Source organism: Streptomyces sp. NPDC047982, assembly GCF_043204165.1.
In the GTDB taxonomy this organism is placed as follows: Bacteria; Actinomycetota; Actinomycetes; order Streptomycetales; family Streptomycetaceae; genus Streptomyces.
The window spans coordinates 1-18,733 of record NZ_JBIDBS010000042.1 but is presented as its reverse complement, the minus strand read 5'-3'; the positions used below and the strand labels follow the sequence as shown (position 1 = coordinate 18,733).

Genomic DNA, 18,733 nt, shown 5'->3' with positions numbered 1-18,733 from the left:
CGTCCCGGCGCAGCGCGGTGAAACAGGAACCCACCGAGACGGTCAGCCGACCGTGGTAGGAATCCCCGGGCTCTAGCCCGGGGAGCGGAAGTCAACGCCACACGCTCCACCTGAACGACCGCGACGAGGAATGGAGCAGGCCGCTGGACACCAACCCGTGAGCCCCGCAGTGCGAGGCCCGGGCGCTGCTCGGCTCACGGACGGCCTGACCAGTCACGCCCGAGCGCGGGCCTTCGCCGTGCCGGGCGCTCACCGTGCCGGGCGCAGCCGGAACTCGCGGCCTTGCCAGCGCCTTCGCAGCCAGCGGTCGTGGCTGGCCAGGACGATCGCGCCGGGCCCGGCGCCCAGGGCATCCTCCAATTCGTCGCACAGGCGCGGAGACAGGTGGTTCGTGGGCTCGTCCAGGAGCAGCAGCTCCGGAGGGCGTGCCACGAGCAGCGCCAGCGCGAGCCGCCGACGCTGGCCGACCGAAAGCTGACCGACCGGCTTCTCCAGGTCCGGCTCGTGCATCAGCCCCAACGAGGCCAGCGGGACCTCCTCCGCCCGTTCGGCACCGAGCTGGAGCGCGTAGGTGTCGCGCACGGTGCGTTCGGGCCGCGCGAACACGGTGTCCTGCGACAGCAGCCCCACGGACAGCCCCGGCCTCCGCCGTACGCCGCCCCCGGCCGCGAGCCGCCCGGCGAGCACGGACAGGAGCGTCGACTTCCCCGCCCCATTGGCGCCGGTGACGAGGAGGCGTTCGGTCGCCGACACGTCCAGCCGCGCGACCTCCAGCCGACCCGGCAGGCACACGTCGCGCAGGGATACGACCGCGCCCAGAACGCCGGGGACGCCGGGAGTGCCCGGAGCCCCGGGAGCACCGGGAGATGCGTGGGCGTCGGGATTACCGGGAGCGCCCAGAGCGCCCGGAGTTTCGTGGGCGCCGGGAGTTTCGTCCGAGGGTCCCGTTCCCTGGGCGAGCGCGGTGACGCGGAACCGCAGCGGTCGCGGCGGCTCACCGACCTGCCCGCGCTCCAGCTCGTCCAGTCTGCGGGTGGCATTGCGCACCCGCCGCGCGATCTGGCTCTGCACCCGCTCGCCCCGAAGGCCGTACATCATCTTCTCGTTGTCCCGCCGTTCGCGGTTCGGGGCGACCACGCGAGCGGTCACCCGCGCCGACCGACGCAGCGCCGCCAGTTCCTCCTGCTCCTCCGCGTACCGCCGCTCCCAGCGTTGTCGTTCGGCGTGCCTCTCCGCCTGGTAGGCGCTGTAGGTGCCGCCGTACCGGACGGGACCGTCCATCGCCGGATCGAGGTCGATCAGATCCGTGCACACGGCGTCGAGGAAGGCCCGGTCGTGGCTGGCCACCACCACGACGCCGGGCAGTTCGCGCACCCGCGCCTCCAGGAACGCGGCGGCGCCGTCGTCGAGGTGGTTGGTCGGTTCGTCGAGCAGCAGCGCGGAGGGACGCCGGACCAGCAGGGCGGCCAGCGCCAGGCGACTGCGCTGTCCGCCCGAGAGGGTGCCGAGGGCCCGGTCGTGTCCGAGTGCGGCGAGGCCGAGCCCGTCGAGCGTGATCGTGGCACGCCGGTCGGCGTCCCAGGACGCCCGTTCCCGGGCCCGTTCCAGCCGTCGACCGTACGCGTCGAGCAGTTCGCCGTGGCCGGGGGAGTCCTCCGGGACGCGGGCGAGCAGGTCGGCGAGGCGTTCGAGCTCGGCCAGGTCGGCGCGGGCCTCGCGCAGGGCGTCGTCCAGCACGTCGGCCACCGTCGACACGGAGTCGAACGGCATCTCCTGGTGCAGGAAACCCAGGTCGGCCGGGCGCGTGATGCTCCCGGCGTCCGGTTCGTCGACCCCGGCGAGCAGGCGCAGCAGCGTCGACTTGCCGGCTCCGTTCTCCCCGATCAGGCCGATGCGACGGCCGGGGGAGGCGGTGAGCGACACCCCGTCGAGGACGCGCCTGGTCCCGAGCGTACGGACGATGTCGTGTGCGAGCAGGGCGGATGGGGACATGTGATCCACCTGACGTGGTTGGTGTTACGCGGCCCGCGGGGTGACACACCTCGGACGCGGGCCCGGCCGACACGTCAGCGGCTCACACCTGCGGCGCCCCCGTCTCCCTCAGCTCACCGTCGGCCAGCCGCAGCCAACGGTTCACTCCGATCCGGGCGAGGAAGCGTTCGTCGTGGCTGACCACCATGAACGCTCCCCGATAGGAGCCCAGCGCGCTCTCCAACTGGCCCGCGCTGACCAGGTCGAGGTTGTTCGTCGGCTCGTCCAGGAGCAGCAGTTGCGGGGCCGGTTCGGCGCACAGGACACAGGCCAGGGTGGCCCGCAGCCGCTCGCCGCCGGAGAGGACGCCCACGGGGAGGTGGGCGCGAGAACCCCGGAAGAGGAAGCGCGCGAGCAGGTTCATCCGTTCCGCCTCCGGCCGGTGCGGGGCGAACGCGGTGAAGTTCTCGGCGACGCTGCGGTCGAGGTCCAGCAGGTCCAGCCGCTGCGAAAGATACGCGATCCGGCCGTCGGCCCGCTTGATCCGCCCGCCGACCGGTCCGTCGCCCGGTCCGCCGCCTGTTCCTTCGTGCGTTCCTTCGTCCGGCCTCAGATCGCCATTGATCAGACGCAGCAGTGTGGTCTTGCCGGCGCCGTTGGGACCGGTCAGGGCGATGCGTTCGGGGCCGCGGATGGTCAGGTCGACGCCCTCACCGGCGAACACGGGACGTTCCCCGTGCTGGACCCGCATTCCCTCGCCCAGGAAGAGGGTGCGTCCGGCGGGCACGTCGGTGTCCGGCAGATCCAGGGTGATCCGCTGCTCGTCGCGCAGGGCGCGCCCCGCCTCGTCCAGCCGGGCCTTGGCCTCGCTGACCCGGGAGGCGTGCATCTGCCCCGACCGGCCCGCGGCCTCCTGGGCGCCCCGCTTCATGTTTCCGGCGAAGATGCGCGGCAGGCCCGCGTTCTTGAGGTTGCGGGCGGCGTTGCTGGCGCGGCGCTCGGCGCGTTCGCGGGCCTGCTGCATCTCCCGCTTCTCCCGCTTCAGTTCCTGCTCGGCGCTGCGGACGTTCTTCTCGGCGACCTCCTGCTCGGCCTGCACGGCGGCTTCGTACTCGGTGAAGTTACCTCCGTAGAAGCGCAGTTGACCGCTTTCCAGTTCCGCGATGCGTTCCATGCGGTCGAGCAGTGCCCGGTCGTGGCTGACCACCAGGAGACAGCCGCTCCAGTCACCCAGTACGTCGTAGAGCTTGTGCCGGGCGTCGAGGTCGAGGTTGTTGGTCGGCTCGTCGAGCAGTAGTACGTCGGGCTGCTTCAGGAGCTGGGCCGCCAGGCCGAGCGAGACGATCTGGCCGCCGCTGAGCGTGCTCAGGCTCCGGTCGAGGGTGAGACCGTCGAGGCCGAGCCGGTCCAGCTGGGCCCGGGTGCGCTCCTCGATGTCCCAGTCGTCGCCGATGGTCGCGAAGTGTTCCTCGCTCACGTCCCCGGACTCCACGGCGTCCAGGGCCCGGATCACCGCGGCGACGCCCAGGACCTCGGCCACCGTGAGGTCGGCGGTCAGGGGGAGGGCCTGCGGAAGGTAACCGAGCGTGCCGACCGCGGAAACGGACCCGGCGCCGGGCCGCAGCTCACCGGCGATCAGCTTGAGAAGGGTGCTCTTGCCGGAGCCGTTGGGAGCGACCAGGCCCGTCCGGCCGCCGCCCAGGGCGAAGGACAGGTCCTTGAAGACGGGGGTGCCGTCGGGCCAGGAGAAGGACAGGTGGGAGCAGATGACGGAGGCGTCTGACATGGGGAGACCTCAAAGGGAATACGGGCAGGCAGAGACAGGTGCCCGGGACATGGACAGAGGGAACGACGAAACGGGCCACAACGGTGACGCGATGCCTCTGGGCATCGGCCGGTGGCCTGTCGGAGCGGGATCTCACCCCGAGATGTCGTCGTCCCCTACCACGTCTGGTCTCCTCGATACACGATCAACGTCGCCATGACTTTAGCAGTGCCGACGCGGCTGGCTCCTGGTTTTTTCCGAGCCGCCGCGACGGCCGGGGGCGGTGACGGCCCGGCCCGGCGTATGGAGCACAGGTCGCCCGGACAGTGTGCGGCCGGGGCCCGCGTATCCCGTCGGCGCCCTGGCACTTCCTCGCCCGTGTTTCGCCGTGACGAACGAGTCACAGGGCTGTCCCGGTCGCGTCCCGTTCCCTCAGTTGGCCGAAACCCGCTGGTTACTCTGACCCGGCTCCAGGTGCCACCGGGCACACAGGACACGGATTTCGCAGGAGACGGGGAACGAGACCATGAGCCGAGACGACGTGTCACGCCGCCGGGTGATGAGACTCGCGGGCAAGGGCCTGGGACTGGCGCTGCTCGGGGCGGGCGTGTGGGGATGCGCACCGGAGGACGAACCCCGCGGTGGCGGTGCCACGCGGGAACCGGGAGGGGGCGGGAACAAGGACTCCTTCACCACCCCTCCGGCGGGCACCGGTCCCCGGGCCCTGTGGCAGGCCCCCGCAGCCAACGACGGCCTGTCCGGAAATGATGCGCTCGCCGTGGTGGGCGACGTGGTCATCGTGTCCGGCGACCCCTTGGTGGCACGTGACATGGCCAACGGAAAGGAAGTGTGGTCCCGCAACGGCGTCACCACCCCCGGAGCCGCCCTGCTCATGGGTTCCGGCACGCTCTACCTCGCCAGCGCCGAGTACGACGGGAACGTCGTCGGCCTGGACCCCGCGACGGGCAAGGAGACCTGGCGCAGCCGGCTGGGCAGTCAGTACGCGCAGCCGCGGCCGATCGCCGCGGACGACGACCACGTCTATGTCACCGGGGGCATCCTGGACAAGGACTTCAGGACGCCGGACAACGTCGTCGCCGCGATCGACACCACAACCGGCAAGGTCGCCTGGCGCGAGCAGCGCGACCACGGCACGGAGGAGACCGGCATCACCGCCGTGGCCGTCGACGGCCGCCTCGTCTACACCGACTTCCGTGAGAACCTCACCGTCCGCGACACCAGGACCGGACGGCAGACCTGGACGAAGAAGATCGGCCGGTCCAACAACCGCGAGTTCGCCGTCCACGACGGCCTGGTCATCCTCGCCGACGGGCGCCGGCTGCGCGCCTTCGAGCTGGCCGACGGCAAGGAACGCTGGTCGCTCGCCTCCGAGGAGTTCAGCCGCTTCAACGACCCGGCGGTCCTGGACGGCGTTCTCTACGCCTCCGACAGCGTCCATGGCCTGTGGGCGGTCGACCCCGCGACGGGGAAGAAGGTCTGGCACAACACCGACCTCCTGGACACCGCCTACCCCTGGAAGTTCGCCAAGGTCGGCGGCACCCTCTACGGGGCGACCGAGTTCGACGAGGACGGCGGCATCCACGCCTTCGACGCCGCGGGCGGAAAGCTGCGCTGGACGTACAACGACGGCACCGGCGACATCCAGAAGTGGTACCTGACGGCCCAGGGGAAGCGTCTGGTCGCCCTGCACGGGAAGAAGCTGACCGCCCTCCCCGCCGTGTGACGCCGTCGCACGGGACGGTCCCGGACCCACCAGTGGCTCCGGGGCCGTTGCGTGCGGCGGTCCGGGCCGGTCACGCTCCGGTCCCGTCATGCTCTGGTCACGGACCCTCCGGTCCCGGCCCTCTTCCTCTTCCACGACCTCGCCCGGTGCCTTGCGGACGGCCGTGCGGACGGCTGCGCGGGGCGCTGCCGCACGCGCGCGATCGGGCGTTGTCAGTGGTCGCAACTATGTTGATCAGTGTCCCGCCGACGTGGCGTGGAAAACCCCTTGGTGCATAGGAGATGGTGCGTTGTCAGTTCGGGAGAGGTCGAGCACGGCACGGGTCATACCGCCCGCCCGGCCGCGCAAGCTCGCCAAGGTTCCGTTCGTCGAGCTGGCCGACGGACGCTTGCAGGGCGTGGTGTCCAGCGGCTCGGACATCGCACGGGTCTATGTCTCGTCGGTCGCCGTCGGCACGTTCGCGTTCACCTGCAGCACCAACAACAACCGTCCCTGCGGCGGCGCACGCGGTTCATTCTGCAAACACATCGGGTCCCTGATCACCGAGGCGGTGCTTCAGTACGGCGCCGAGCGCGTCGCCCGCTACCTGAAGGTCGACACGGCGGACGCGGAGCCGACGGCGCAGGGCATCACCGCCGGCATGACCGCGGCCCGTCCGCCGCAGGGGGACACCGCGGCCGCCGCGTCCGTCTTCAGCCGGTTCCTGCGCCACCTGGCGTATCTGGAACTCGCCCCGACCACCGCACCTCTGCCGGAGATGCAGTGGTTCCCGCCGACCAGGGCGGTGGCGTGATGCGTACCGACCTGCTCGCGGAGACCATTCCCGGGCTCGACGAGGCACTGGCGGCCGTCGACGCCTTCGACCGGGTCCTCGTCACCGGACTGCTCCGCCCGCAGCCCGCCCAGGCCACCGGCCTGACCGAGCTGGCGCACGCCGTCGCGGGGACGCCGCTCGCCGCCCGGGCCGCCGAGGCGGCCGAGAAGGCGGCGGCCGGAGCCGCCGGGGAGGACCACTTCATCGCCCTCGCCGCCGCCCGCACCGCACTCCTGGGCTCCGTCCACGACGCACTGATGGCCCGCGTCGAGGAGGCGACCGGCCGTCCCCGCGTCGAGGAGACCGTCCCCGCGTCCGACGGGCAGCACGCGGCCAACCTGCTCGCCGCCGCCCGTTCCTGGCTGTCCGACCTGGCGCGTGCCGGATGGCAGGGCATCGACCACGAGCTGGTCTCCGGGGCGGCCCAGGCCGTCTCCGCCATGCTTGCGGACCCGGCCCTGCGCCGCCCGGCGACGCTCCTCGACGGCTTCGCCGCCGAACTCGCCGCGTCCTGCCCGGGGGCCACACTGGAGAAAATCCCGGAACGCCGCTGGGCCGACTTGTGGTCCCGTGCCCTGCTGCTGACGCTGCCCGGCGCGGCCGGTACACCCGCCACCGGTACGGCCACGGGCCGCCTCCTGCCCCTCGGCGTCGACCTCCAGGAACATCCGACCGCCGCGCAGGCCCAGGTCCACGCGGTGTTCGAGCCCGCCGACGGCACGGCACCCCGCCTGGTGCGCGCCGCCGTCGCCGTACCGAAACCCGACACCGTCGTCGGAGCCGGTGTCTGGCAGCTGCTCCGTCCGCACCTGTCGCTCCTGGCAGCCGCGGGCGAGGGCCGCTCGATGGACCTCACCGACATGCCCGTCACCGCCGAGGGCGACCTGATCTGGAGTGACGAGCACGCCCGACCCGGTGAGCCCGCCGACGCCTTCGTCACCGCCCGCGTCGCCCTGCCCACCGCGGCCGACGTGGTGACCGCGCCGCTGGACCGGCACCCGGTGCGCATTGCCGTGCCCGTCTTCCTGGAGGGCTACACCGCCAGGAAGGACGACGAAGGGGCCCTGACGTTCACCGTCGCCGGGCGCCCCCTCGTCGTCGACACCGACCGCATCCCCGTCGCCGGGCCGCTGACCCCCGAGGCCGTGGCGGCGTCCGGGGCGTGCATCGGTCTGCTGCGCTGGGACGACGGAGCGTTCGGTGTCCAGCCGCTGGCCGTCGAGACGACCGTGCGGAAGAAGACCGTCGCGGTCCACGCCGGGGGATGGGCCGGGGGCACGGCCGACAAGGCGGGCGTCAAGGCCGAGAAGGCCGCCACCGACGCCACGTCGGTGCTGCGGGAGCGAGCCGGAAGGCTGCTGCGGAAGTGACCGAACGTACTCCCGAGACGGAAGAACTCGGCGACAAGCCTGGAGCGGAGCTCGACGCGTCCTCTGTGACACGACCCGACGACAGCCCCGCGACGCACGACGACGACACCCCCGCGGCGCGATCCGGTGACACCCCCGCGGCGCGATCCGGTGACACCCCCGCGGCGGACACCGCGGTGGACCCCGACGGGGCGCCTCCTGCGGACTGCGACGGGGGCTCTGCGGCGGACCCTTACGACAACCGCCGCCAGGTCCTGTACTGGCGGCTCCTCGCCCGCCTCTTCGACCACGAGGAGCAGCCCACGCTGGAATCGGCGAGCCTCGCCGTCGTCGAGGACATCGGCCTGCCGTCCGCGCTGCTGGATCCGCAGGCGTCCGTCGACTCGGTGGTGCAGCGCCACCCGGGGCTGGCCGACGAGTTCGACGGCCTGATGGCACCCGCCCCGGTACCGGACGGCGACGACGACGAAGGCGAGGGCGTGCGCGACCGGGCCGCCGAAGTACGGCGCGCGGCACTGGTCTCGAAGGTGCTGCTCAATGTCTTCGCCACCGGTTCCGGCACGGTCACCGCCGGACAGTTGGCGTGTTGGCAGTCCGACGCGGGCTGGCTGGAGCGCGCGCTCGGCTGCAGGCCCGGCGAGCTGCGCGGCGGGCGCGGCGGCGGCCGTACCGGCGGAGGCGCCGCAGGACCCGGCGTCAGCCCCACCGGCACCGGTGCCCGGGGCACGAACCCGGATCTCAGCCGGCTCATCCCGGCCATCGGCCCGGAGTTGGGCGCCCTCGAAGCGGACCTCGTCAAACGCATGCATCTGCGCGAGGTGCTCGCCGACCCCGCGCTCGCCGCACAGCTCACCCCGAGCATGTCGCTGATCGAGCAGCTGCTGCGGGACAAGAACAACCTCTCCGGCGTGGCCCTGGCCAACGCCAAGGCCCTGATCCGCCGCTTCGTCGACGAGGTCGCCGAGGTGCTGCGCACACAGGTGGAGAAGGCGACGGTCGGAGCCCTGGACCGCTCCATCCCGCCCAAACGCGTCTTCCGCAACCTCGACCTCGACCGCACGATCTGGAAGAACCTCACCAACTGGAGCCCCGAGGAGGAACGGCTCTACGTCGACCGTCTCTACTACCGGCACACCGTCCGCAAGACGATGCCCCAGCGGCTGATCGTCGTCGTCGACCAGTCCGGCTCGATGGTCGACTCCATGGTCAACTGCACCATCCTGGCGTCGATCTTCGCCGGGCTGCCGAAGGTGGACGTCCACCTGATCGCGTACGACACACAGGCCCTCGACCTCACCCCCTGGGTGCACGACCCCTTCGAGACCCTGCTGCGCACCAACCTCGGCGGCGGCACGGACGGCACGGTCGCCATGGCACTGGCCCAACCGAAGATCGCCGAGCCCCGCAACACGGTCGTGGTGTGGATCTCGGACTTCTACGAATGGCGGAGCGAGCCGCTGTTCGAGAGCATGACCGCCATTCACCGCTCGGGGGCCAAGTTCATCCCGGTCGGCTCGGTGACCAGCTCCGGCCGTGCCAGCGTCAACCCGTGGTTCCGCGAGCGTTTCAAGGATCTCGGCACCCCGGTGATCTCCGGTCACATCCGCAAGCTCGTCCACGAGCTCAAGACGTTCCTCACCTAGATCCTGGATCTACCTGGATCTGCCTGGATCTGCCTGGATCTGCCTGGATCTGCCTGGATCCGCCTGGTTTCGCCGGGTCCGCTGGTTCCGTCGGCCCGCCAAGCCTGCCAAGTCCGCCAAAGCTGCTGAATTCATTGAGAAAGGCCCTGATATGTCCGAGCTGTTGCGCGCCCCCGCCGAGATCAAGTACGCCGAGGAGCTGGACTGGCTGGAGTCCATCGACGACAACCCCAAGCCGTTCTCCTGGCGGCTGTCCCCGAAGATGGTCCGCCTGTTCATCCTGGGCTCCGAGCGCGCCGACGGCCTGGACCGCGAGATCTCCCAGAAGTGGTTCGGCGACCGCAGCTTCGTCGAGCGCTCCATCGTCACCCTCGCCTCCGACCGCGGCCTGCTGCTCATCGGCGATCCCGGCACCGGCAAGAGCTGGCTGGCCGAGCTGCTGTCCGCCGCGATCAGCCGCAACTCCACCCTGGTGGTGCAGGGCACGGCCGGCACCACCGAGGACCACATCAAGTACTCCTGGAACGTGTCCATGGTCATCGCCAAGGGCCAGTCCCGGGAGTCGATGATCCCCTCGCCGATCATGACCGCGATGGAGACCGGCGCGATCGGCCGCTTCGAGGAGCTCACCCGTTCCACCAGTGACGTCCAGGACGCGCTGATCTCGATCCTGTCCGAGAAGTACATCTCGGTCCCCGAACTGGACAGCGACGGCATCGTCTTCGCCAAGCCCGGCTTCTCGATCATCGCCACCGCCAACAGCCGCGACCGGGGCGTCAACGACCTGTCCTCGGCGCTCAAGCGCCGCTTCAACTTCGTACGCATCCCCGTGGTGACGAACAAGAAGAGCGAAACGGAGATCGTCCGCTTCCGCACCGAGGAACTGCTGCGCCGTCACCAGATAGAGCTGGACGTCCCGCCGACGCTGCTGGACGTGCTGCTGCAGAGCTTCGCGGACCTGCGCGCCTCGGCGGCGGCGGCCGGCAGCGACGACGAGAAGCTGGAGTCCGCGCTGTCCACCGCCGAACAGATCGGTGTGCTGGAGGACGCGATCCTGCACAGCAACTTCTTCGGTGAGCGCGCCCTGACCGCCCGCACCCTGGCCTCCTCGCTCGTCGGGTCGCTGGCCCGGCGCGAGCCCGAGGACCTGGCCATCCTCAACAAGTACCTGCACGGCGTCGTCGAGCCCCGCAGCAAGGAGGAAGGCGGATCCTGGCCGGAGTTCCTGGAGGGCGGCCGCGACGCGATCGCCACCCTGTCATGAGCGCCGCCCACGAGGGGACCTTCGCGACACTGCGCGCGCAGCTCCAGGAAGCCGCCGCGACGTTCGCCGACGGACCCGACGCCCTCGAAGGCATTCTCCTCGGCATCGTCGACGACGTCGACCGCGCGGTGCGCGAACCGCTGGAGGTCTTCCCGGTCTGCCACCACTCGCCCGCCTCGGCGACCGCGATGGCCCGCCGCCTGCGCGAGAAGCAGCCCAAGGTCGTCTACCTGGAGCTGTGCGAGGACATGGCACCGCTGCTGACCGAGCTGCGCAACTGCCGCCTCCCGGTCGCGGTCCAGGCGTTCGCGACCGAGGTCGACGGCTTCCCCGCCGAGTGGTCCCCGCTGTCGGTCGTCGCACCGATCACCGAGGCTTCGGCCGAGTACCAGGCGATCGCCTACGCCCTCGACACCCCCGGCGTCGAACTCGTCCTCGTCGACCGCTCCTCGGACCACGTCTTCCAGTGGGACACGCGTGGTACGCAGACCGCGGAACCCGCCGACGCGGACGCGGACGCGCCGCCCGCCGAGGAGGAGGCCGCGCTCCACGGCGACGCGGTCGGCGTGGAACTGGGCGACCTGCGCCCGCGCTTCGCCGAACTGGAGGAGCACCTGCTGCGCCACGGCAAGGTGCGGCACTGGTCGGAGTGGTGGCACCAGTACGTCGAGCTGCCGCTCGGCGACCGCGGCAGCGACCACGACACCTACCGCCAGGTCATGCTCCTGATCGGCAGCCTCTTCCGGCGCCTCGCCCCCGGCGACCCCCACCGGGTACGCGTGGACGAGGACCGCGAACGCCACATGTGGACCAGGATGCGCGAGCACCTGGCCGCGACCGGCACCGACCCCGCCGACTGCCTCTACGTCTGCGGAGCCTTCCACGCGGTCAGCCGCGTCGAGGAATTCGGCGTGCACGGCACCGACACCTTCGAGATCGGCCCGCGTACCGCCACCACCTGGCAGTACGGGCTGATCCCGTCCAGCCACGCGGCGATCGAGGCGCAGTTCGGCCTCGCCGCGGGGTCGGTGTCGATCGCCGCGACGGTCTGGGCGAAGAACCTCAAACGCACCGGCGTCAAGCCGTACCGCCTGGCAGGCCAGAACGGTACGAAGAAGACAAAGCCCAAGAAGGCCGCGGCCCCGGCGGCCTCCGTGCCGGAGGCCACCCCCGTGGCGCCGGTCCCGGCCTCCGACAAGCTGACCGGCTTCCTGCGGCAACCACCCGTACTGGACCGCCTGGACGAGGCCGAACTGCTCGGCTGGTCCGTGGAGATCGTGCGCGCCGCCCGTCGCAACGGCTATCTCGCCTCCACCGCCGACGCCATCGCGGTGTTCGAGACGTCGATCCTGCTCGCCGGGATGCGCGACCGGGCCAGGCCCACGCCGTACGACTTCCAGGACGCGGCGGTCACCTGCATCGAGAAGGACACCGTGCCCGGCCGGCGCGACGTGCGCCGCCTGGTCGAGATCATGATGGGCGGCGACCGCGTCGGACAGGTCGGCTACGACGCGCTGCCGCCCCTGGCGCGCGACGTGCACGACCGGCTCGCGCCGCTGAACCTGAAGCTCCAGCAACGCGGCGTACAGCGGGCGTTGCTGAACATCGCCGCCCAGCCCGAACTGGAGCGATGCTCCGACGTGCTGTGGATGCTGCGCCGCCTGATGCCGCAGGGCGCCGCACGGCCGATCATGGGCGAGCGCCGGCTCGGCGAACGCCCGATCCAGGAGTCGTGGGACCTGGCGCTCGGCACCCACCAGCGGGCCCTCATCGAACTCGGCTACGAGGGCGTCAGCCTCGAACAGGTCCTGGAACAGCGCCTGCGCCGCACGGCGTACGGTCCCCACGCCACCGCGGCGACCGTCCTGGAGACCGTCGAGGACGCGACCCTCTATCTGCGCAGCCGCCGCCTCGCCGACGAGCTGGGCACCCGCGCCCTGGAGGTGCTCGCCACCGAACGCAGCGTCGACGACGCACCGGAGGTGCTGCGCCGGGTACGCGGACTTCTGGCCTACTACCGCACCAGTGAGCCGGTGCTGCCGCCGTGGATCGAGTCCTTCGTCAAGGCGGGCTACGCGCACTACTGCACCCTGCTGCCGACGGCGTTCGCCGACGAGGACGCCACCGTCCGCCAGGTGGCGGCGATGCTGGGCTTCCTGTTCAGCATGGAGAGCCTGGCCCTGTCCCTGGGCTGCGACCGGGCCCAGCTGGAGCTGGCGGTCGCCCAGTCGCACCCCGAGGACCCGTCGAAGACGGCGCTGCTGTGGGCGGCCCGGAACCACCTCGGGCTTCTCTCCCGCGCCGAGCTGCGGGCACGGTGCGACGAACTGCTCGCCAACCCCCTCGTGGTGCCCGCCTATCCGCGCTATCTCAGTGGTTTCGTGCATGCACTGGAGCCCGTGCCGGGCCTCACCGACTTCGTCGTGGAGGCGGTGTCGAACGCGTTCGGGCGGCTGCCGGACCCGGTGCTGCTGCCGTGGCTGCCGACCCTGATCAGCACGTTGCGGGCGAGCGGTACGGAACTGGCACCGCTGCTGATCCGTGAGGCCGGACGGATCTTTCCCGGCCGGCTCGCGGCCCTGGACGAGTGGGTCCCGCCGTGGCGGGCCCGCCCGGAACCGGAAGCCGTACGTCCGATACAGGGCACGGCCGCGGCCCGGGGCGTCGCGCTGCTCGCCGCCCACCCCGCGACCTGCGACGCGGTGGCGAGCCTGCTGGGCTGCGACGGGAGCTGGGAGGCGGTGGAGACCGGCCCGTCGGGTGCGGCGCTCGTCGGCCGCCACCCGGAGACGGCAGTGGCGCTGGAGGCCCTGCTGGCGGGTGCGTGACGGCGGACGGGCCCGCGGTCGCTGGGGGAGCGTCCACCGGACGGGGAGGCCCGAGGCATATGCCCCGGGCACCCTGGGCCAGGATCTGCCGAGCGAAGGATCTACAGCCCGGACTGCCGTCCGTCACCAGCACGAGCCCCCGGAACGGAGTCACACCGGACGGCGTCGCGGCGGTCGCGTCCGCCCCGGACGTCGCCGTCTACGCGGCGGGTGTGAGTTCGGCGCGGCCGAACAGCAGGGCGTAGCCGGGGGGGAGCTGGTGGAGGATGCGGGTGATCAGTTCGGGTTCGGCGTAGGCGGCGACGGCGGAGAAGACGGAGCCGGTATCCCAGCGGGTCGTGGCCAGGGAGGCGCCGGTGCGGGCAGCGAGGTCCTTGACGAAGGCCCAGCCGGTGAGCGGCTGGGTGTCGGGGATCTGCGCGGTCAGCACGCGTGCGGCCTCCAGGGGCAGACAAGCGGCGAGATCGACGCGTTCGTCGCCGGTCAGCCGGCGTCCGAGCCCCGCGAGGACCAAGCGGACGGCTTCGTCGGCCTTCTCGCGGGTGGGGTAGGCGCCCTCGTAGCGGACCTTCTCCAGCATCTGCTCATACGCCGTCCCGTACGGCTGCTGGTGCTCAAGCGGTACGCGCGCGTCGGAGATCACTGCGGTGCATGCCTTTCGTGGAGCCGGGATGGGTGGGGTGGGTGGTGCCGGGAGTGCGGCACCACCAGTCATGGTCAGGAGGGCTGGGGGCGGCCGAAGAGGAGGTCGTAGCCGGCGGGGAGCTGGAGCAGGATCTGGCCCAGCAGGTCCTCGCCGGCGGCGTCGGCGACGGTGGACAGCACGGCGCTGACGTCCCAGGCCGCGGTCTGCGCGGTGGCGCCTTCGATCCAGGCGGCGGTCGCCCGGACGAAGCGGTCCGGGGGCAGCGGCTCTGCGCTCTGCAGCGGGTTGAGCAGGATCAGGGCGAAGCTCTCTGGCAGGCGCGCCGCGAGCTGGGCGCGGACTTCGCCGACCAGGTGCGCGCCGAGCAGGGCGAGCACCACGCGGGCCGCGCGCTCTGCTTCCTCCGCAGTGCCGTATTCGCCGCGTTCCTTCACGTGGTCGAGGAATGCTTCGCGTCGCAGAGTCATCTCACGCCGCCCCTTCTTCTTCGGACTGCTCACGGGGGTGCGGAGGGCGGGGAGGGGGAGATCAGGTGTGCCCGTCCTCCGCACCGGTCCGGCCGGTGTCAGCCGGAGATCTCCTTGTGGCCGGATCCGACGCCGACGGAGATCTTGCGGGGCTTGGCGCGCTCGGCGATCGGGATGCGCAGGGTGAGCACGCCCGCGTCGTAGTCGGCCTTGATGTGCTCGGTGTCGAGGGTGTCGGCGAGCACGATCTGGCGGGAGAAGACGCCCAGCGGCCGCTCGGACAGCTCCATCTGTACGTCGTCGGCCTTCGTCACCGGCCGGCGCTCGGCCTTGACGGTGAGCATGTTCCGCTCGACGTCGATGTCGATCGCGTCCGCGGTGACACCGGGAAGGTCGAAGGCCACCACGTACTCGTCGCCCTCACGGTAGGCGTCCATCGGCATCACCGACGGCCTCGACCAGGTACCCGGGCCCATCAGCTGCTGCGTCAGCCGGTCCAGCTCACGGAAGGGGTCAGTGCGCATCAACATCGTGAAAACACCTCCAGCAAGGTTCAGGCAGTTGCTGCCAATGCGCTCACTGACACCGTTGTAACATGTCATCCAATGGATGACAAACATGGTGTCGTCCACGTGATGACAATCCGAGGGAGGTGTCCGTGACCGCAGCCGACCAGCCGTCCACGACCAGCACGAACGCCCACAGTCCGGCGTCGTTCCTGGCCGCCGCGGCGGCCCTGAACGCCATAGACGATGCCCTGCGCGACGCCCAGCGGGACTCTCCGGGCATGCCCGACGGTCCCGGTCCCGGGCCGGAGCAGGCGCTGGCCTCCCTGATGCTGCTGCGGCAGGTGCGCGAGCAGCTCGCCGGATGGGAGACCGGCCTGATCGAAACCGCCCGCGACGCGGGCGCCAGCTGGGCCGACCTCGCCCCTCCCCTCGGCGTCGCCAGCCGCCAGGCAGCCGAACGCCGCTATCTACGCGGCCGCCCCGGCCCCGCCGGGACCACCGGCGAGCAGCGGGTGACGGCCACCCGCCAGGCCAGGGCCGCCGAACGCACCACCGCCGCCTGGGCCCGCGCCAACGCCGCCGACCTGCGCCGCATCGCGGGCCAGATCACCGCCCTCACCGGCCTGCCCGCCGCCGCCCGGCGCCCGCTCGACAAACTCCAAGCGGCCCTCGCCCACGACGACCCCGCCGACCTCATCGCCCCCCTGGCCGCCACCCGCCCCTACCTGGCAGCCGCCCACCCCGACCTCGCCGCCCGGCTCGACTCTCTCACGCCCCCCTGAACCCACCTGTGGTCCCAAGGCCAGCTCGCCCCGTCCAAGCTCGACCAGGAGCGGCTGCTGCTGGTCTCACCAGAGCTCGGCGAGGTGCTCACTGCGCTCATTCATCGCGTCGGGCGGGGGCAGCAGGCCATGCCCCTGGTCTCCGCCCACGACAGTCTGGAACGGCTCTGGAGTGCACCGATGCCGTTCCTCTTCCAGCGCCGCTGTGGCCCAGAAAACCGGGCGATCCCACGCAACTGCACCGATCTGCAATCCCGTGGTCTCCCGTGGATCGCTGAGGACGGTGGACGGGCTCAGACGCGCTGCAGCGCGCGAGCGGTCTGCTGCGCGAACGCCTCGGGGTTGTCCAGCATGATGTTGTGTCCGCACTCCGGTACGGCCACGACGGAAATTCCTCTTTCGAGGAACTGCTGTTCACCGGGGAGCGGGCCATCTCCTGCGGGACGCAAGTAGGTGCGGGGGATCGTCAGGCTCAGCAGGAGTTCACGCATGGTGGGGCTGGTGCCGCGGACGAGGTGTACGGCGCTGCGGTGGAGCGCTTCGCGCCCGGCCAGCCGCATCGTGGACCACCAGTGCGGCCCGGCGGCCTCGCGGACTTCCCGCCATCCTCCGGCGAGGAAGTCTTCTTCGGTGTAGGCGGCGATGCCGCGGATGCCGGGCCAGCATGGCTCGGGTGTCATGGGATCGAGGACGGCGTCGACCAGGACCAAGCGGGACACCAGGTGCGGATGGCGGCTGGCGAGCACGATGGCCACGGCGCCGCCCATGCTGTGGGCTATGACGTCAGCCGCCTGGACGTGGGCCGCCTCAAGGGCCGTGGCGAGAGCGTCGGCGTGGTTTTCCACGGTGTACTCAAAGTCGGTAGGTCGGTCGCTGATGCCGAAGCCGAGCATGTCGACGAGCAGCGACCGGTGGCCGGCAAGGTCCGGATGGACGGCGGCGGCTGCAAAGTACGGGCTGGACGAGGCGCCGATTCCGTGCAGATAGACCCGGGTGTGCCGAGGGTCTCCGGGTATCTCGACCCAGCGGATCCGCGCCCCGTTGGGCGTCACCTGAGCGTCGTGCATGGCTCCTCCTCGGTCAGATAATGCATCGCCTCGACTATACATCGGTACCGATATATAGCCGTGAGTGGGATGATACTGCCGTGTTGGAGTTGGCGATTCTGGGTTTCCTGTTCAACCAGCCGCTGCACGGCTACGAGCTGAAACGGCGTGTGGCGCACCTCACCGGTCATGTCCGGCCGATCGCGGACGGCACGCTGTACCCGGCGATCAAACGCCTGGAGCGGGCCGGCTGGCTGAGCCGTCAGACCGAACCAGGCAGCAGAGCGGCTCCCCGGCATGTGCTCACCCTGACCGACCAGGGACGAGAAGAGCTTCGCCGTCGGCTGCGGGAAGCCGACGGAACCGCGATCAGTGACGAGAACCACTGGTTCACCGTCCTGGCCTTCCTGCGCCACCTGGAAACCCCGGCCGACCAGGCGGCCGTACTGCAGCGTCGCCTGGCTTTCCTCCGAGAGCCCAGCAGCTTCTTCTACGAAGGCGAACGCCCGCTTGCAGCCGAAGAGCTCGACGACCCCTTCCGGCAGGGACTTCTCAAGATCGCACGTGCAACAAGCGAGGCAGAGGTGGGCTGGCTGGCAACGACGTTGAAGACGCTCACCGTTCGCGGCTTGCAGTGAACGGCGTCGGCAACTGGCGACCACCCAGCAGTGGCACCGAGCGCTGACACGGCGTAACGACCCACCCGCGTCTCCACCGGCGGCCAGAAGCTCGAACGGCAGCTCGACGTCCTCGCCGCCGCCGGGTGCCGGAAGACCTTCGCGGACAAGAAGTCCGGCAAGAATGCCCTGCGCCCCGAACTGAAGGCGTGCCACGCCTTCCTCGACCCCGGCGACACCCGCGGGAGACCACCACGAGAGGCCGGCACGCCCTGTGAACCCCACGCGAGGGCGTGCAACCGTGCCAGAAGCGCGTCGTCGTCCGCAGCAGTGCGGTGCGCAGCATCGGTCAAGAGCCGGGACTGTAGGACGTGCCACTCCCAGGTCGGCCCGCCAGGCCAGGCCAGACGCGCGTCAGCATGTCCCGGGCGTCAACCGCCGGGTGGACGGAGCCGGCCTGCCTTTCGGGCCGTCTCCCGCCATGCAGCCCTGAAGCAACCGCATCGGCCCGTCCTCGGACCTCCGGGCTCACTCCAGGACGTTGACGTCCCCGGCGGCCCGGTCGGCGGTGGGGAGCGGGCGGTGGCCTTCGTCCCAGTGGTTGGACCAGGAGCACAGGCCGCAGGCGTACCTCCCGTCGAGCCCGTACACCTGGGCGTCGCAGCCGCGGCAGCGGGTGGTGGTGATCTCGGGGGTGATCGCGACAGCAGGGGTGGCCGAGGACCAGCCGCACTGGTTGGAACAGGTCCACGACCCGTCGGGCCCCTGAGTCGCCGCCGCGCCGCAGTTTCCGCACGTCATGAATGTCCTCCGGGATGTCCGGTCTCCGGGACGGCCCTGCCGACCGGGGACGACCGGGATGGCAGGGCCGACTCCAGTGTGCCAGCGGGCCGCCCGGCCGGGGGCTCTCCCGGCCGGGCGGCCCGCTGCCGGAAGCGGGCCCCGGCGCGCCGGGAGGCCGCCGCAGGCACCTGATTTGCCGTCAGGTGTGCTGACGCCGGCCACATTGGGGATCGCCGAGACGGGCCCAAGGGCCATGGAGGACGGCCAGGCCGCAGTGGCGGGCGGACGACCCCGGGTTCGATGGGGTGTCCACCCGATCCGGGGCGGTACGCCGATCCGCCACGGATGACGGGACGGCTATTACCGGGACTCTTGCGGAAAGCCCCGGCGTTCACGCCGGGGATGAATGCATCTCCAGACTGCTCTGACGTGCACGCATGATCTCTTCGCAGCGTGTCAGCATCTCGTCGCTGAACACTCCGCG

At 71.1% G+C, this 18,733-nt stretch carries 15 protein-coding genes and 1 pseudogene; 9 read left to right on the top strand and 7 right to left on the bottom strand.

What is annotated here, in order from left to right; all coding sequences use genetic code 11:
• Window positions 1-249: 249 nt before the first annotated feature.
• Both ACGF2V_RS30400 and ACGF2V_RS30395 read right to left on the bottom strand, forming a co-directional pair.
• A complete protein-coding gene (locus tag ACGF2V_RS30400; protein WP_362711089.1) occupies window positions 250-1,992 on the bottom strand; it encodes an ABC-F family ATP-binding cassette domain-containing protein in 1,743 nt (580 codons plus the stop codon).
• A gap of 82 nt (window positions 1,993-2,074) precedes the next feature.
• Window positions 2,075-3,757 carry an ABC-F family ATP-binding cassette domain-containing protein gene (locus ACGF2V_RS30395; RefSeq protein WP_362630031.1) on the bottom strand — a complete coding sequence of 561 codons (1,683 nt, stop codon included), beginning with the start codon at window positions 3,755-3,757 and terminating at the stop codon, window positions 2,075-2,077.
• A gap of 505 nt (window positions 3,758-4,262) precedes the next feature.
• Between ACGF2V_RS30395 and ACGF2V_RS30390 the strand changes: the two genes are divergently transcribed.
• The 6 genes from ACGF2V_RS30390 to ACGF2V_RS30365 all read left to right on the top strand — a co-directional run bounded on the left by ACGF2V_RS30390 (window position 4,263) and on the right by ACGF2V_RS30365 (window position 13,399).
• Entirely contained in the window at window positions 4,263-5,480 is a 1,218-nt protein-coding gene (locus ACGF2V_RS30390; RefSeq protein ID WP_362630033.1) for a PQQ-binding-like beta-propeller repeat protein, read from the top strand.
• A gap of 289 nt (window positions 5,481-5,769) precedes the next feature.
• Window positions 5,770-6,273, top strand: coding sequence for a hypothetical protein (locus ACGF2V_RS30385; protein ID WP_362630036.1), 504 nt, complete (start codon window positions 5,770-5,772; stop codon window positions 6,271-6,273).
• Window positions 6,273-7,664 carry a hypothetical protein gene (locus ACGF2V_RS30380; RefSeq protein WP_362711091.1) on the top strand — a complete coding sequence of 464 codons (1,392 nt, stop codon included), beginning with the start codon at window positions 6,273-6,275 and terminating at the stop codon, window positions 7,662-7,664. Before ACGF2V_RS30385 ends, ACGF2V_RS30380 begins: the two co-directional genes overlap by 1 nt.
• Before the next feature lie 176 nt (window positions 7,665-7,840).
• Entirely contained in the window at window positions 7,841-9,307 is a 1,467-nt protein-coding gene (locus tag ACGF2V_RS30375; protein ID WP_362630064.1) for a VWA domain-containing protein, read from the top strand.
• A gap of 151 nt (window positions 9,308-9,458) precedes the next feature.
• Window positions 9,459-10,571: an AAA family ATPase gene (locus ACGF2V_RS30370; protein WP_362630041.1), complete on the top strand. Its 1,113-nt coding sequence runs from the start codon at window positions 9,459-9,461 to the stop codon at window positions 10,569-10,571.
• The gene (locus ACGF2V_RS30365; RefSeq protein WP_362711093.1) at window positions 10,568-13,399 is read left to right on the top strand and encodes a hypothetical protein; all 2,832 of its coding nucleotides are present in this window, start codon (window positions 10,568-10,570) and stop codon (window positions 13,397-13,399) included. Before ACGF2V_RS30370 ends, ACGF2V_RS30365 begins: the two co-directional genes overlap by 4 nt.
• Window positions 13,400-13,598: 199 nt before the next feature.
• On the opposite strand, the gene ACGF2V_RS30360 is transcribed toward ACGF2V_RS30365, so the two are convergent.
• From ACGF2V_RS30360 to ACGF2V_RS30350, 3 genes are all read right to left on the bottom strand, one after another.
• The gene (locus tag ACGF2V_RS30360; protein ID WP_362630047.1) at window positions 13,599-14,042 is read right to left on the bottom strand and encodes a DUF2267 domain-containing protein; all 444 of its coding nucleotides are present in this window, start codon (window positions 14,040-14,042) and stop codon (window positions 13,599-13,601) included.
• Window positions 14,043-14,116: 74 nt separating this feature from the next.
• Window positions 14,117-14,512 (bottom strand): DUF2267 domain-containing protein, encoded by a 396-nt coding sequence (locus ACGF2V_RS30355; protein ID WP_362711095.1) that lies wholly within the window; start codon window positions 14,510-14,512, stop codon window positions 14,117-14,119.
• Between the two features lie 98 nt (window positions 14,513-14,610).
• Window positions 14,611-15,042 carry an Hsp20/alpha crystallin family protein gene (locus tag ACGF2V_RS30350; protein WP_362630052.1) on the bottom strand — a complete coding sequence of 144 codons (432 nt, stop codon included), beginning with the start codon at window positions 15,040-15,042 and terminating at the stop codon, window positions 14,611-14,613.
• A gap of 128 nt (window positions 15,043-15,170) precedes the next feature.
• On the opposite strand from ACGF2V_RS30350, the gene ACGF2V_RS30345 reads away from it, so the two are divergent.
• Entirely contained in the window at window positions 15,171-15,803 is a 633-nt protein-coding gene (locus ACGF2V_RS30345; RefSeq protein ID WP_362711097.1) for a type III effector protein, read from the top strand.
• A 293-nt stretch (window positions 15,804-16,096) separates the two neighbouring features.
• Here the strand turns inward: ACGF2V_RS30345 and ACGF2V_RS30340 are convergent, their stop codons facing one another.
• Window positions 16,097-16,870, bottom strand: a complete 774-nt coding sequence (locus ACGF2V_RS30340) for an alpha/beta fold hydrolase (RefSeq protein ID WP_362630056.1) — start codon at window positions 16,868-16,870, stop codon at window positions 16,097-16,099.
• Between the two features lie 80 nt (window positions 16,871-16,950).
• Between ACGF2V_RS30340 and ACGF2V_RS30335 the strand changes: the two genes are divergently transcribed.
• Together ACGF2V_RS30335 and ACGF2V_RS30330 are read left to right on the top strand one after the other, a co-directional pair.
• Window positions 16,951-17,487 (top strand): PadR family transcriptional regulator, encoded by a 537-nt coding sequence (locus ACGF2V_RS30335; protein ID WP_362630058.1) that lies wholly within the window; start codon window positions 16,951-16,953, stop codon window positions 17,485-17,487.
• Between the two features lie 78 nt (window positions 17,488-17,565).
• Window positions 17,566-17,691: pseudogene (locus ACGF2V_RS30330) on the top strand (recombinase family protein); the annotation flags it as partial.
• A gap of 303 nt (window positions 17,692-17,994) precedes the next feature.
• Here ACGF2V_RS30330 and ACGF2V_RS30325 read toward each other — a convergent pair.
• Window positions 17,995-18,267: a hypothetical protein gene (locus tag ACGF2V_RS30325; RefSeq protein WP_362630061.1), complete on the bottom strand. Its 273-nt coding sequence runs from the start codon at window positions 18,265-18,267 to the stop codon at window positions 17,995-17,997.
• Window positions 18,268-18,733: the final 466 nt, after the last annotated feature.